At 32.1% G+C, this 16,051-nt stretch carries 13 protein-coding genes; 2 read left to right on the forward strand and 11 right to left on the reverse strand.

Annotation, left to right across the window (positions count from 1 at the left end):
* Positions 1 to 48 precede the first annotated feature (48 nt).
* The 8 genes from IAI10_RS20135 to IAI10_RS20170 all read right to left on the reverse strand — a co-directional run bounded on the left by IAI10_RS20135 (position 49) and on the right by IAI10_RS20170 (position 9,537).
* On the reverse strand, positions 49 to 579 hold the full coding sequence (locus tag IAI10_RS20135) for a cob(I)yrinic acid a,c-diamide adenosyltransferase (protein ID WP_315675104.1): 531 nt from the start codon (positions 577 to 579) through the stop codon (positions 49 to 51).
* Positions 580 to 608: 29 nt separating this feature from the next.
* Positions 609 to 2,090 carry an HD domain-containing phosphohydrolase gene (locus IAI10_RS20140; protein ID WP_315675105.1) on the reverse strand — a complete coding sequence of 494 codons (1,482 nt, stop codon included), beginning with the start codon at positions 2,088 to 2,090 and terminating at the stop codon, positions 609 to 611.
* A gap of 204 nt (positions 2,091 to 2,294) precedes the next feature.
* The gene (locus tag IAI10_RS20145) at positions 2,295 to 4,910 is read right to left on the reverse strand and encodes a LuxR C-terminal-related transcriptional regulator (RefSeq protein WP_315675106.1); all 2,616 of its coding nucleotides are present in this window, start codon (positions 4,908 to 4,910) and stop codon (positions 2,295 to 2,297) included.
* A 60-nt stretch (positions 4,911 to 4,970) separates the two neighbouring features.
* Complete coding sequence (locus IAI10_RS20150) at positions 4,971 to 5,957, reverse strand: ABC transporter permease (protein ID WP_315675107.1); 987 nt, start codon at positions 5,955 to 5,957, stop codon at positions 4,971 to 4,973.
* Positions 5,954 to 6,694 (reverse strand): ABC transporter permease, encoded by a 741-nt coding sequence (locus IAI10_RS20155; protein ID WP_315675108.1) that lies wholly within the window; start codon positions 6,692 to 6,694, stop codon positions 5,954 to 5,956. Before IAI10_RS20155 ends, IAI10_RS20150 begins: the two co-directional genes overlap by 4 nt.
* Before the next feature lie 11 nt (positions 6,695 to 6,705).
* Complete coding sequence (locus IAI10_RS20160; RefSeq protein WP_315675109.1) at positions 6,706 to 7,644, reverse strand: ABC transporter ATP-binding protein; 939 nt, start codon at positions 7,642 to 7,644, stop codon at positions 6,706 to 6,708.
* A gap of 154 nt (positions 7,645 to 7,798) precedes the next feature.
* Positions 7,799 to 8,623, reverse strand: a complete 825-nt coding sequence (locus IAI10_RS20165; RefSeq protein WP_315675110.1) for an ABC transporter permease — start codon at positions 8,621 to 8,623, stop codon at positions 7,799 to 7,801.
* On the reverse strand, positions 8,623 to 9,537 hold the full coding sequence (locus IAI10_RS20170) for an ATP-binding cassette domain-containing protein (RefSeq protein ID WP_315675111.1): 915 nt from the start codon (positions 9,535 to 9,537) through the stop codon (positions 8,623 to 8,625). Before IAI10_RS20170 ends, IAI10_RS20165 begins: the two co-directional genes overlap by 1 nt.
* Positions 9,538 to 9,821: 284 nt before the next feature.
* Between IAI10_RS20170 and IAI10_RS20175 the strand changes: the two genes are divergently transcribed.
* Positions 9,822 to 11,000: a HAMP domain-containing sensor histidine kinase gene (locus tag IAI10_RS20175; protein WP_315675112.1), complete on the forward strand. Its 1,179-nt coding sequence runs from the start codon at positions 9,822 to 9,824 to the stop codon at positions 10,998 to 11,000.
* Positions 11,001 to 11,017: 17 nt separating this feature from the next.
* Entirely contained in the window at positions 11,018 to 11,707 is a 690-nt protein-coding gene (locus tag IAI10_RS20180) for a response regulator transcription factor (RefSeq protein WP_315675113.1), read from the forward strand.
* Between the two features lie 402 nt (positions 11,708 to 12,109).
* On the opposite strand, the gene cysS is transcribed toward IAI10_RS20180, so the two are convergent.
* The 3 genes from cysS to IAI10_RS20195 form a co-directional block, all read right to left on the reverse strand.
* A complete protein-coding gene (cysS, locus tag IAI10_RS20185) occupies positions 12,110 to 13,516 on the reverse strand; it encodes a cysteine--tRNA ligase (protein ID WP_315675114.1) in 1,407 nt (468 codons plus the stop codon).
* A 474-nt stretch (positions 13,517 to 13,990) separates the two neighbouring features.
* A complete protein-coding gene (locus IAI10_RS20190; RefSeq protein ID WP_315675115.1) occupies positions 13,991 to 14,674 on the reverse strand; it encodes a DUF421 domain-containing protein in 684 nt (227 codons plus the stop codon).
* Positions 14,675 to 14,861: 187 nt separating this feature from the next.
* Entirely contained in the window at positions 14,862 to 16,040 is a 1,179-nt protein-coding gene (locus tag IAI10_RS20195) for an aminotransferase class I/II-fold pyridoxal phosphate-dependent enzyme (protein WP_315675116.1), read from the reverse strand.
* Positions 16,041 to 16,051 lie beyond the last annotated feature (11 nt).

Consider the following 16,051-nt stretch of genomic DNA (forward strand, 5'->3'; position numbering starts at 1 on the left):
AACTCTGTTTTAAATTAGGCAAATGAAGCTTCATTTGCCTTTTTGTTTTTAATATTCTATTCCTTTTCTTGCAGCAATACCTTCATTCATATAATGCTTAACATCCTTCATTTCGGTTACTAAATCTGCTCTTTCTATAAGGCCTTCAGGTGCATTTCTACCAGTAAGTATAAGTTCCATAGATTTAGGTTTTTTATCTATAATATCAATTATTTCTCTTTCTTCTATGAGTTTATTGGCTAAAGCTCCTAGTATTTCATCTAGTATTAATACATCACAAGCTTCTGTTTTAATTGTATCCATTATGAAGTCATAAGCCTGATCAACTTCTTTTTTAAGCAGCTTTTTTTCTTCATCATTAAGATTCCAAAAGAAATTCTTTGAGCTCTCAAATCTAAACACTTTAAAATAAGGCTCTAAATTTTTTATGCTTTCAAGCTCCCCAGTAGGAGAAGTTTTCAGGAACTGTATCATATAAACCTTAAATTTATTTCCCGCAGCCCTTAATCCAAGCCCCAAAGCAGCTGTAGTTTTACCTTTCCCGTTTCCTGTATATATCTGAACATATCCTTTTTCCATAGAAACCTCCTGCTAAATAAATTTAATTTCTAGCTGAACTTATTCCATATAGCATCAAATTTTTCATTGTTTTCGATAAACACATCTAGAACCTTTGGATCAAAATGAGATGGTTCAACTCTGCCATCACCTCTCATAATTATCGCCATAGCCTTTTGATGTGAAAAAGATGGTTTGTAAGATCTCTCGCTTCTAAGCGCATCATATATATCTGCCAAGGCAACTATTCTCGCCGACAATGGTATTTGCTCCCCTCTCAATCCTTCCGGATATCCAGTACCATCATATTTTTCATGATGACTCAAGGATATTTCCTTAGCCATTTTTAAATGAGGTGAATCTCCTATTATCATGGGTCCATACACTGTATGCTGCTTTATCACAGAAAATTCTTCTTTTGTAAGAGGTCCATTTTTGTTTATTATATTATTAGGAATATGTATTTTCCCAACATCATGCATTTGAGCGGAATAAGCTATTTTTTCCACAAAATCTTTTTTAAGTCCAAGCAGTTCCGCTGTTAATCTCGCATATTCATTAACTCTCTTTACATGATAACCCGTATCATCATCTGCAGCTTCTCCAGCTCTGGCTAAAGCATCTATGGTATATTTAAAGGAACCGTTAAGCTCACCAATCTTTTTGTAAACGTTCTTTAGCATATTAATATCTATACACAGGGTTTTTATAACCTTTGTATCAAGCTTTGATAAATTTTCATTATAGTTTAAAGCCATTACAGCTGTATCTGTAGTAGCATAAGCTATATAATTATCAATTTTTATTCCAAATTCCTCGATGATATCCTTTAGTTTTAATCTATAATCAAAGGAATGTATGTAGTTTTCATCGCCGCTGTTAAAAAACATTTCTGTTTCAACAGAAAGCTCATGCTTTAAAAATTTTTCTTCCTTTTTATTTAATGTATATTCGCTCTTTTTTACCAGCTTACCCTTTAGTTCAAATAATTCAGCAGTGCAATCAGTATCGTTTACTGAAAAAATTATGAATTCCGCTGGTTTATTCTCAAGAAAATTTTCCGTTCCAAAAGTATTGTCTATAAGCTTTTTTACCGAATAGCTATGATGGCGAAAAAGTTTATCTACTTCATCATTTATTTTGTCTATTGCTTCATTGGACTTCTTCATTCTATCATATTGAAGCTTAAAATCTATGAAACAGTTAATAACATCTATTAACGCTAAATTTATATTTTTCTTTTGAACAAAGCTTTTTATAAATTTTAATTTATCTGATTTCAGATCGTTTTCTTCGCTATATAAGCCTATTATAGGTATGTATTCTCTTATAGTTAGTTCTCTCAGATTCTTCAAGAGTTCATCATTACATACATCTAAATCTACTATTATTAGCTTTGCATTATTACCTTCTGCTTCCCATTGTATACTTTCTTCGTCCACCATTTTCAAATCATATCTGTAATTTTTAGATAATAGATAAAGAGTATCAAAAATATCCAGACTTTTAGTAAAAACTAATAAAGATACCATGTCGTTCACCCTCTTTAGTAATAGACTATTATAGTGATTATATCATACTATAAATATAGTTTTCACCCATAAAAATACAATTATTTATTAAATATTATTTAATTTTTCAACTTATATTTGTTTTATTGAAATGAAAGGCTACTTTAATCATCAAATTTCTTAAATTATTTAAAAATATGCTGATTAAAATAGCCTGTTAAATAATTATTTAATTTTAAATCCTCTAACCTGTGCAATTTGGACCGCTTCAATCCTATTCTTCGCATTTAATTTTGAATATATGTTTATTATATGAGTTTTTACTGTAGCTACAGATATGCATAATGCATCACCGATTTCCTTGTTAGTAGCTCCTTTCGCCAGTTCCATAAGCACTTCTATTTCTCGTGGGCTTAAAATATCATCCTTAGCCTTTTCTTCACCTTCGCCTATAAATTCCCTTACATTTTTTAAAAATTCCCATTCATTATTTTCTAAATTATTTTTCAATTCTTTCGCAGCTTTATGGAGAAAGCCCTTTAATTGCTCTTTTTCATATACAAAGGGGGCAAACATTCTGTTTTTGCATCCGTAATATATAGCTTCTTTGGTCAGTGCCATGATTTCCTTTTTGTTTTTTTCATAGTTCAAGTTTAACATCCTAAGCTTAAATAATATGCAATATATTACTTCTATCACCACACCTTCCTGCCTTGATGACATAAGAGCTTTATTATTTACCAACATAGCTTCTTCAATATTTCCCACAAAGAACTGTATTTTAGCGTACAAGCGTCTATCTTCAATTCTAAGCTTATTTTTGTTTTTTTCATTGCAGTAATACTCTAGAAAATCTAGAAAGTCATTGCTTTCAAACTCCTTTAAGCTAAACAAAAAACTGAGAATAGAGGCTTTATAGATAGGGTTTTTATAGGCCGGAAATCTTTCTAAATTCTTATAAATCCTTAGAGCTTCCTCCTTATTTCCCTGAAGTATTTTAAGTTCTATCACATTATATAAATATCCTCTGTACATGGTATCATTTTTTTCATTGGTTTTATCCAGCGCATCTAAATTTTTAAGGGCTAAATCCAAAGACTCCTGAGCTTTATCTAGCTGCATGGATTTTAGATATATTCCAGTTATTCCTACATATACATTGATGTTTAAGTAGCCTAAAAATTTATATTGTCTAAGCATATCAAATATCTCTTTATATATCTCCATGCAGGCTTCAAAGCTATCCATGGTTTCCATAGTGGTAGCTTTCATTGTAAGTGAAAAAAATCTTACATATGCATTATTTTGATTTTTTTCTATTTCCAACGCCTTATCAATAAGCTGGAGGACATCCCTATATTTGTCATACAAAGCAAGATATAAGGCTGCTCTTAGATAAATAATCATCTTAGTTACTCCACTAAAATTTAAGGCATCTATCTCTTCTATATCAATTGTTTCATCACAGCTTACAATATCAAAGGAATCATCCACAAGCAGTTCCACATAATTCATTATCTTTTTAAGAGCTAAATCCTTAGAATTATTTTTTGTGAAATTCACAAACTTCCTGCAATCCTCAAATTTTAAATTGGAGAAATTATAAAAAATTTTTTGGAAGGAAGCTTCATTATTCTGAATTATTATATAATCAGGAATTTTATTAAGGTATACCCAACCCTTAGGAGTTTGCCCCTTAGCTAGGATTAAATTCATAGCTTTGGCATATTCTTCTATAGCAATAAGCTGATTAAGTGCCTCTTCTACATCATTTCTATAAGCATAAATATCTGAAGCTCTGCTTTTCAAGCCTTTAATTTCTTCAACGCTGCCTTTTGAAAGTTCAAGCTGAAGGAATTCTCTTAACATTGCATGATATCTATAGTTTTCGCTATCTTCTCCTATATTTATAACAAATAGGTTTTTATTGATAAGTTCTTCTATTATTTCTTTGCTGTCCTCTATACCCAGAAGTTCATTGCACATATCTTTATTAAAATAACTGAATACCGAGGTTTTCACGAGAAACTCTTTATATTTTTCACTTAATGCTCCTAAAATCTGCTGTGACAAATATTCCACTACGTATTTATTTAAGATTTTTAAGCTGTCTATGACTTTATTATTATTGCTGCTTGCTAAAGCTACAAGCTGTAAGCCTCCTACCCAGCCTTCACATATTTTTTCCATAGATACTATTATATCTTCAGAATAATTTACATTTAGGGTTCTTCTTAAAAACTCCTGCATCTCCACCTTGCTAAATTTTAATTCTTCTTCATCAATTTGCAGTACATCGCCTTTTACCATGTAATCGCTTATAGCAATCCTAGGTTCTTCCCTAGTTGTCATAACCAAATGTACATTTTCAGGCATATATTTTATAAAAAAATTCAGGCTTTCTACCAAAGCCTCATCCTCCACATAGTGAAAATCGTCTAATAAAACTATTATATCTTCTCTATTTGCCAGCATATTGATAAGCATTACCAACATGTTGTTGATTTCTGATTTTCCCAAAAGTGAATCGAAGGAGTTTAATATTGCCTCTCCCTCTTCTCCCAAATATCCTTTAACAGCTACGAAGAAATAATACCAAAAGGAAAATAAATTATCGTTTGTTTTATCCAGTGCTATAAAGCATACATTATCGTTAGCTTTTTCTTTAAAAAAGCCTGTTATCAGAGTGGTTTTTCCACTGGCAGCGGCACCTTTAATAATTGTTATTTTATAATCCTCTATGGCGGCAAGCTGATTGATCAGCCTTTCTCTTTTTATATAATTTTTTCTTGGCAGAGGCATCTTAAGCTTTGTAGCTATCAAAAGCATATTTTCCTTCACGATATCACCTACTGATTATTAATTACTATATACTTATATTAACAGCATGGCTAAAGCTTCTCAATATCTGCCTAAATTAAATCTTCTTTTGCATATTTTTGCCGCTGCTACAATAAAAGCTACAGCTAGAATCATTACATAAAAAAATTGGGGCATGTAATTTATAAAAGGATGTCCATTTTCAATCCCCTGAATCATATACATATACTGCTTCTGAGGGATTATACTTATTATAAATTTTATGATGCTACTGCTATTATTAAAACTATAAAAGCTCCCTGAAAGAAGAGAGGTTATGACAATTATTGAAGCAGATAGAGCCATAGCATTGTCCTCTTTTTCTATTATTGAACACATAAATAATCCAAAACAAGTAGCTGCAAAAGCCAATATAGCTAACATATAGGAATATTTCACTAGACTAAAGCCAATGTCCATTCCTAAAGTCCAATGAGCAATAATCATTATAAGAAAAGCCGGTACATATATTATGAGGAAATTAAAAAAACATTGGGCCAAGAAATAGGCTGCTTCATCTGATGGTGAGATCAGAATTCTTTTAAAGGTTCCGCTCTCTTTATCCTCCGTAAAACACACCATGAACATAAATCCTTCCATTAAAATAACCATGATTAAATATCCTAAGATATTAGTACCCACACCTCGCTTTTCGCCGTAAATTGACCAACTATTTTGCATAGGATTTTTAAGAGAGTTCATTAAATTATTTTTAAAGCTTTCTCCTTTTATTGTTTCTATATCATATTCTCTATTTCCCCTATCGATCACTACTGCATCATACTTATTCATAACCAATTCTGACTTCTTAGGTTTTTCTGCAAGCTTAGTTATTTTAACGTAATCTGATTGTATATTTATATTTTGAGAAGAAATCACTGCTATATTAGCTTTAATCTCCATTTTAGCTGTAAAATATACCGCTAAAGAGATGGATAATATGTTCAATATAAGACATATTATGAGGTAGTTCCTTTTTGCTGCTATTCTTTTTGTATTAAACCAAAATATATTTACAAAATTACTCATACATAATCCTCCGTTTTGAAAGTTAATTTACAACCTAAAAGTAATATTAAGCTAGCAGCAATAAATATTGCACAAACAGGCAGCACTAGGCTTGTATCCCCATCATATATGGTTCTGAAAACAGCTTTTGTTATCCATTTTAATGGAGAAATATTTGAAACCTGCTGAGCTGTTTTTCCTAAACCATCTATTTGAAAAAAGGTACCTCCCAAAATGGCGGAAATATTTATAAAAATACTTAATATTTTATTGGTGCTTTCTTCACTTTTAAATATGCAGCAAAACAATATACCTATTAAAGTAGATGGCATATTAAACAGTAATAACATTATAAAAATATAGGTTGCCTTTGCTCCCCCAAAGTTTACATTAAAAAGCAATTTTACTATTATAGCGTAGGCCATATAGCATAAACTGGTAAATGCAAAAGTTGCTAGTACCTTTGAAAGATATATAAAGGAAGTTGAGACCGGTGAATACAATATTCTTAAGTTGCTATCCATTATGCTTTTCTCCATAAAGCTGTTCGCGGCCGTAGTGCTTACATTTAATACAGTGTATAATAGTAAAGTTACTCCGTAATAATCATAAGAGCTTACCGCAGAACCATAGCCGTCATGGGTGAGATATCCCATCACCATAAGCAAAAGCACAGGAAACACTGTGTTTGAAAAAAACAATACAGGATTTAAAATTATATTTATAAAATCTCTTTTAAACAGACTTCCAAAACCCATTCTATCTCCCCCTAATCTCTTAAACTTCTTCCAGTAAGCTTTAGAAAAACTGTCTCTAGGCTTGGAGCTATACTGGTCACATTTGTTATTTTTACATCATACTTCATTATAGTGCTTATGATTTTGTCCAGATTTTCAATGCCCTTTATAGCATTTACTTCAAGCAGATTGTCCTTTAACTCAACCTTTTTTATGCCTTCTATACCAAAAAGCTCCTGCTTTACTAGTTTTTCTGGATTTTCTAGTTGAAGCTTGTATATTTTTTCCTGAGCAAAGCTTTCCTTCAACTCTTCTTTACTCCCTTCTGCTATAACCTCACCATGGTCTATTATGACTATCCTTGTAGATATCTCCTCCACCTCTTCCATGTAGTGAGTGGTGTATATTATAGTCGCTCCTTTTTTCTTCAATTTCCTTATGGAATCCAATATATGATTTCTTGATTGAGAATCTATCCCAACAGTGGGCTCATCCATTATTATTATTTTAGGATTATGAGCTATGGCACAGGCTATATTTAATCTTCTTTTCATACCTCCAGAAAAAGTCTTAGGTTTATCTTTTTTTCTGTCTGTAAGCCCCACAAATTCTAGTGCCTCCTCTGTCTTTTTCTCTAACTCCTTACCCTTGAGTCCATACAGAGAAGCAAAGAACTTTACATTATTCTCTGCACTGACTTCCTCATATATGGCTATATTCTGAGGTACTATGCCTAGATTTCTTTTGAACTCCTTATCATTACCCAGAATCTTTCTGCCTAAAAAGTTTATTTCTCCTCCGTCTGCTTTAAGGGCTGTAGCCAATATATTTATGGTGGTACTCTTACCTGCACCATTAGGTCCTAAAAAGCATAGAATCTCACCTTGCTTAACCTCTACGGAAATGCCCTTAAGAGCCCTTCTATCCTTATAGCTTTTCTCCAGGCAGCTTATTTTCAAAATTGTCTCCATATCTTTTCCTCCATAAAAATTAATAAATCTGTATTTAATAATACTTTCAAACCTTTTTCAATTGGATAGGCTATGGTTATATTGTAGTTTTTTTAGAAAGAAAAAAAATCAACCTAAAGGTTGATTCCTTAGGTTGATTTTAATGAAAGCTATTTTATTGATGAGGATTAAATACTTTAACTTTAGAAAAGTCCGCTTTGTTGAATTGAAGCACACATAGTATAAAAAATAATAAGCCCATAGCGATGATTATTATAAATCCGAAATAAGGTTTTATGATGAAACCTTGTACATTAAAAGCTACCCCTGACTTTACCAAAGCATCGGTAGATAATGTATTCATTTTAAGAGCTATATATCTAAAGATAGACGTAGTATAAGTTAACGGATTTAAATAAACAAAAGGATGAAGTATTTTAGGCATTATAGTAGTTGGAATATAGGCTCCTGATAAAAATGTAAGTGGCATAGTAAAGGCTGTTATCATGATTTGAAAGGTGGATGAATTCTTCGCCAGAGTAGCTAAAAATAATCCTATAGAGCTAAAGGTAAGAGCTACAGCAATCATAACAAAGGTCATTTCGAAAAATTGAAGGATATTAATATCTAATCCTATAAAAAGTGAGAGTATGATTACAAGCAAGCCTTGGACTACAGCGATTAAGGAAGATGAAAATATCTGACCTATAGAAATCTGATATCTGGATATTGGAGATACCATTATTTCTTTCATAAAGCCTGCCGATATATCTTCTATTATATTTGTGGAATTGCTTAAAGCTGCTTGAAAAACTGTCATTATTATTATTCCTGAAATCAAATAGTTTAAAGGTTTATCCACTCCTGTTGTAGATGGCTTCATAACAAAAGAAAAAATGAATAGAAAGAATCCAGACATAAAAATTGAAAAAAATAATCTTAACTTATCTCTTGTAAAGTTCATTAAATTTCTTTTTAAAATTGCAATCATTCCACGCATTATTCTCTTATCTCCTTACCTGTAATAGTTAAAAACACATCATTCAAGGTACCTTTTGTAGTTTCAAAATCCGTTATTGAATCCTTAAATTCAGCTGCAAGCTCTAAAATAGCGGCTATATCCTCAGCCTGCACTATATAAAATTTATCTTCTATTTTATAATTTATATTATGTCTGTTAAGATAGTTTTCGAAGGCGGCCTTATCTCTTGTTTTTATTTTGGTGATGTTTGAGGTATACTGCTTTTTCAAATTATAAGGTGTATCAAAGGCCACAATCTTTCCATGATCCATAATGGCAACTTTGTCACAGATTTCTGCTTCATCCATGTAGTGAGTAGTCAGAAAAATTGTTATATTTTTTTGTTTTTGAAGCTTATAAATATAATCCCATATATTAGATCTAGTCTGAGGGTCCAATCCAGTGGTAGGTTCGTCCAAGAATAAAACTTTAGGATAATGAACAAGTCCTCGTGCTATTTCTACCCTTCTTTTCATCCCTCCAGAAAGGCTTTCCACAGGTGCCTTCGCCCAATCAGTTAAATCAACCAAATCCAGAACAAACTCTATTCTATTTTTTATTTCCGCCTTAGGAACCTTATAAAATTCACAATGAAATTTTAAATTTTCCTCTACTGTGAGCTTTTTATCCAAGGTACTCTCCTGAAAGACTATGCCTATAGCATTTCTTATTTTTTCTTTATGCTTTGATAATTCATTGCCATCCACTATCAACTCTCCCTCTGTCTTATCGATTATTGTACACAGAGTATTTATTGTAGTGCTTTTTCCCGCCCCATTAGGCCCCAAGAAAGCAAAGATGGTTCCCTCTTCCACGTTAAAGGAAATATCGTCCACAGCCATAAAATTTCCGAATTTTTTAGTAAAGTTTTTAACTTCAATTATATTTGTCATTGTTTTATCCTCCTTGTATTTCTGTTCACAACCATAGAATAATGGAGGACTTTAAATTAGTCTTAAAGCAATTTTAAAGATTTTATAAAGAACTATAAATTATTCTTAAAGATTAGGCTTGCTTACTGGAATATTGATATAGGACTTAGACATATTGAAGCATATCTAAAAACTTTATAAAATCTTTATAAATAATTTAAAGGATTTTTATGGTTGCCAACTAAAATTAACAGGTATAATAAAATTACTATGTTTTAAATTTACCTATAACAGAGGTGGAAATTATGGCTAATAGGAATAAATGGCTAGTTAACAATTTTAAAGGAAAATTTACTCAAAGAAAAAGGCTAAGAGAAGAAGAACATCGACTACATATGGAATACCATATGAAAATGAATAAATTATATGGAGATCATAGAGGTTTTGAAAGATACAAAAAACACATACGTTACACACGACCTCTTATCGTAATTATAAATGCTTGTATATGGCTTTTAATCTTTCATTTTTGGGGAATTAAAATCATAAGTATAATTTTAGCCTTAATGATGACAATCGGTGGTATTTTTGAATTTATCTTTCTAATAAATCTTGAAAAAAGCGTCTTTAAACCCATAAGCTTATTAAAAGAAGGGGTGGAGGAACTTACCAGAGGCAACTATGCTGTGGAAGTAAATTGCTATGCTGACAATGAAATAGCTATACTTATAAATTCCTTTAATGAAATGGCTAAAAAGCTTAAGGAAGCAGAAGAAATAAAAACGCAATATGAGGAAAATAGAAAAGCCTTGATCGCAAATATTTCTCATGATTTAAAAACTCCTATCACTTCTATCCAGGGCTATATTGAAACTATGGCAGATAGGACCGACATACCACAGGAGACCATTAATAAATATCACCAAATAATATATACTAATGCTACTTATATGAATAAACTAATAGATGATCTTTTTCTGTTTTCCAAGTTAGATATGCAGAAGTTGGATTTTAACTTCGAAAATGTTAATATGAAAGCTTTTATGAATGATTTAATGGAAGAATTTCAATTTGAATTAGAAGACAGAGGCATAAGCTTTAATTACAAGGATCAGCTTCATGAAGAAATAAAGGTTAAACTTGATATGAAAAGAATAAATCAAATATTTAGAAACATAGTTGGAAACGCTGTAAAGCATGGAACAGAAAAAAATATAAAGATAGAAGTAAAAATGTATAAGTTAGAGGATATGATTAATATTGATATTAAAGATAATGGTCATGGCATCCCTAAAGATAAATTGCCTTATATTTTTGATAGATTTTACAGAATAGATAGTGAAAGGACAAAGAATCTAATCAGCACAGGCTTGGGACTAGCCATTGCAAAGGAGCTTATAGAAGCTCATAAAGGTAAAATATCTGCTGTAAGTGAAGAAAATGTGGGCAGCTGTTTTACAATTAAGCTTCCCATTCTTAAATAATAGAGGTGGTAATATTAATGAAACAAATATTAATTATAGAAGATGATTTAAACATCGCTGAAATGGAGAGAGATTATCTTCAGTTAAATGGATATAAAGCAGAAATTGTTCAAGATGGCAGCAAAGGACTTAAAATTGCACTTTCCGGAATATATGATGTTATTATAGTGGATTTGATGCTTCCTGGTAAAACAGGCTACGAAATCACCAAAGAGATAAGGAAATCTCTCGAAATTCCAGTTATTGTAGTGTCAGCAAGAGCGGAGGATATAGATAAAATAAGAGCCCTAGACTTTGGCGCAGATGATTATTTGACAAAACCCTTCAGTCCAGCTGAACTAACAGCAAGAGTGAAATCTCATATAAACAGATATGAGAGATTAAAGGGAAATAGCGGTGTTGCTTATGAATTTATAAATAGAGGAGGTTTAGAAATAAATACAGCTTCCCATAGAGTTTTTGTATATGGAAAAGAGGTTCAGCTTACTTCTAAAGAGTATGCCATACTAGTACTTCTAGCCTCCAACCCTAATATTGTTTTCACCAAAGAACATATTTTTGATAAAATATGGGGGGACGAATTTTGCGGAGAAACCGCAACCGTACCTGTGCATATTCAAAAAATAAGAAAAAAAATTGAAAAAGATCCTGCAAATCCTGAATTTATTGAAACTTTGTGGGGCACAGGCTACAGATTTAAAAGTTAAAAAAATGCTATGCACCAAAAGCATAGCATTTTTATCATATTATTAACTACTTAAGGATTCAGTCACTTGTATTTGTCTTTTTCAATTTCAAATTATTTGGCTTTGTTTTAAATAAGTGTTGATTTTTACACTTATTTAAAATTTCCTTAAGTGCCTAAGGCTATGTTTTAAAATGTTGATATTATCGTTTGAGTTCTAGGAACTCTTAGGGATTGCGACTTATAATTGGCGTAATTTTGTTCAAGGACGAACAAAGCCATTCAAGCGCCATGGATGGCGGATTTGAATGGGTAGCCAATTATAACAAAGCAGCCCTTAGAGTTCCTCCCATGGGTTCTGAAAGAAACCATGCCACTACGAAAAACGCCTTTATCAACATTCTTTTAAAACATAGCCAATTATTTAAACGTGTTTCCACTGAGTTCCTTCTCTAGTATCTTTTATCTCTATTCCCTTTTCCAGAAGCTCTTTTCTTATTTCATCTGCCTTAGCCCAATCCTTTGACTTTCTTGCAGCATTTCTAGCTTCAATAAGTTCTTCTATCCATTTAACCTCTTCTCCATCAGCCTTTTTTTCTACTGGCTTGGTAAGATCAAGAGATAATACTTTATCAAAATCATTTATTAATACTATCTTTTCAGAGTTATTTAAAAAATCATCCTTTATAACATCATTAAGTACGGTTATAGCATTAGCTATATTGATATCATTTGTTATTTCAGCTATAAAGGCATCCTTGTATTTCTTTATATTTTCATCATTAATATTTTCCTTTTTATCAGCAGAGGCTATGTTCAAAATTTTTGACTTTAGTTTCTTAAAAGAATTTTGGGCTTCTCTTAGATTGTCAAAATTGAAAACCAACTGTTTTCTATATTTCGATTGAATGCAGAAATATCTGTAATCTAATGCGCTGAAGCCATTTTCTATCAATCTGTCAACAGTTAAAAATTCTCCACTTGACTTTGACATTTTACCATCGTTATCAAGAAGAAATTCTCCATGCACCCAATAATCCACCCATTTATGTCCTATGGCAGCTTCAGATTGAGCTATCTCATTAGTATGATGTACTGGTATATGATCGATTCCTCCGCAGTGAATATCAATTTTGTCTCCAAGATATTTCATGGACATTGCCGAACATTCAATGTGCCAGCCAGGAAAGCCTTTTCCCCATGGAGATTCCCACTGCATTATCTGGTTTGAAAATTTAGAATTAGTAAACCAAAGCACAAAATCCATAGGATTCTGCTTATTGTTATCTATCTCGATTCTGCTGCCTGCCTTCAAATCCTCCATGCTGAGATTAGCAAGCTTATTGTAATCAGGAAACTTTTCTATGGAAAAATAAACATTTCCATTTGAAATATAAGTATAGCCCTTTTCCTCAAGAATCTTTATAAAATTTATCATGTCCTGAATATGCTCTGTAGCTCTGCATTTAACGGTTGGACTTTCTATATTTAATCTTTTGCAGTCATTAAGAAAAGCTTCTTCATAAAATCTTGCAATTTCCCATACAGTTTTGTGCTCTCTCTCAGCACCCTTTGCCATTTTGTCCTCTCCAGAATCCCCGTTGGACTCTAGATGTCCCACATCAGTTATATTCATTACATGTTTTACTTTGTAGCCGATATATTCCAAGGATTTCTTTAGAACATCTTCAAATATATAGGTTCTTAAGTTTCCTATGTGAGCGAAATTATATACTGTAGGTCCACAAGTATAAAGTCTTACTTTTCCCTCTTCTACAGGTATGAATTTTTCTTTTTCCCTTGTTAGCGTATTATAGATATAAAAATCCATAAAATCAACTTCCTTTCTCATTACCATTAACACAACAATAAAGCTGCAAAGACACACCCTGCAGCTAAATATATCCTATAACTAAAACATTATCAATAAAAATACAATTATCAATTTCAATTGCTTAATGCCTGCAAGTGCCTCTCCATTATATTCTATTTACCATCTTATAATTTTGACAAAAATAACAGCACCTAAACATAACACAAGCCTCCTAAATTTATAGATATATTTATTATATATTAATTAACCCGTTGTTAACAAGTGGTGGCAATAAAAAATTGAAATAACTTCAGTCTGAGTATTAATTTTAGAATATACTATAGAAAAGAAATTGGCCTAGGAAAAAATATAGCCGAATTTGAAACAGACTTTATTGGGAGCAGCTATGAAAATGTTTGAAAAGATTTAAGCATAGGTATAGCTCACTGGAATTTAACACTAGTTCAGCAACTCGTTTACATGGACTTGCTTTTAGCCATCTTTGGTAACAATATAAAGCTGCTCATCTGCTTGCATTCCCATATAAGCTACAGCTTTTAGATTATAAATATTTTTTGTTTTTAATTGGTTAATTATCCAAGCTTCGTTTTTCTCAATTTGTGATAAATGATTATATAGGATATTTCCATCCAGTATGATATCAATCATCATGCCAGCCTTAGGCTTTTTTATATTCATATCTTCTACTGTTATTGAAGCTTTTTCTGCTTTTTTTAAAACGCTTAGCTTGCCATCAGGTTCTAATACTGCCGCTTCTACATCAGTGATGTAGAAAATATCTTTGTTTCTAAGTTGCATTAATAAGTCTCCGATATTATACCTGGCTTTTTTCATATTTTTATAAAGTACCTTCCCTTTATCTATAATCAATAAAGGTTCGCTGTCAATCCATAATCGTAATTTAATATTTTTTAAAGTGACTACAGAAATTAATATGTTGAGAATACTCCAAATAATAATTGAGAAAAGTCCTTCTGTAATATTAATATCTTTGCCTAAAGATGCTGCTACTGCAATAGAACCAGTAGTTATTCCAACTATATAATCAAAGTATGTCAATTGGGACATTTGCTTTTTGCCCATGATCCTTGTAAAAAAGAGTAAAACAAAATAAGAAATCGTAGACCTATAAAGGATAACTAAGTAAATATTCATTCAACGCACTCCCTTAAATAATATATAGATAATTCATATATATTATTTACTTAGTTCTCCAATTTAATCAAACTACTTAAAATATCAGCTCTCAATTTTTTTCTAAAATATAATTTACCATAGGAAACCAAAAGCAGTCTAGACTAGGCGGTAACCTATCAAGACTGCTTTTATTTTAGGCTCTTTTCTATAATCCCACTGCTTCAAAGGCCTGTTTTAAATCAACTATTATATCCTCCGCTGCTTCCAGACCTATACTGAATCTGAGAAACCCTTCCCTAAATTCTTCTGGGTAAAAATGAATTCTCTCATCATTAGGTCCAGTATATACTATGAGACTTTCATCATGCCCTATGGACACAGCTGAAATTATAAGCTTTAAAGAATTAACAAATTTATTGTGAGTATCTACATCAGCTTTAAGCGCAAAGGAAAGCACTCCAGAATACATGCTCATCTGCTTTTTGGCTATATTATGCTGAGGATGGCTCTCAAGACCTGGATAGGCAACAAATTTTACTGCTGGATAATCTTCAAGAAATTTAGCTACCTTAAGAGCTGTTTCGCTGTGCTGCCTCATACGAAGCGGCAAGGTCACTACTCCTCTTGTAATAAGCCAAGCGTTGAAAGGACTTATGGCTCCCCCTACATTTACCATAGCCTCTCTTTTAATCTTGTCTATGAGTTCCTTTTTGCCAAGAACGGCTCCCCCCATGGCATCGCCATGGCCGTTTATATACTTGGTTAGGCTGTGTACAACAAGATCTGCTCCAAGCTCTAAAGGTCTTTGAAGATAAGGTGAAGCAAAAGTACTATCTACTGAAAGCAAGGCTCCTGCTTCCTTAGCTATTTTAGCTATTTCCTCTATATCACTTACTCTTGTAGTAGGATTTCCAGGTGTTTCAATATGTATAAGACGGGTATTAGGTCTTATTGCACTCTTTATTTGCTCTAAGTCCGCAGTATCCACTAAAGTAGTTTCAATGCCGTATTTATCAGGAAAATACTCATTCAGCAATCTATAAACCGCTATATAGGACACATTAGAGCAAACCACATGAGAATCCTTGCCTAGGAATGTAAAGAATACAGATGATAGAGCAGCTACTCCTGTGGCTAGTACCACACAATCCTCAGCGCCTTCAAGAGCAGCTAATCTCTCTTGAAGGTATATCTGATTTGCTGAGGTATTTCTTGTATAAACCAGATTATTTGGATCGCTCCAATTAAGTGTGGAAGCATCATCAGGAAGCCTATAGCTGTTTGCCATTATTATAGGTCTCCTTATAGCACCAGTTTCTTTATCTATATCATTTCCAACGTGGATGCATTTAGTTAAAAAGTCAAAATCATTTTTTTCAGGCATCTGGATTCCTT

The sequence above is a fragment of the Clostridium sp. 19966 genome (assembly GCF_032335695.1).
In the GTDB taxonomy this organism is placed as follows: domain Bacteria; phylum Bacillota; class Clostridia; order Clostridiales; family Clostridiaceae; genus JACTOJ01.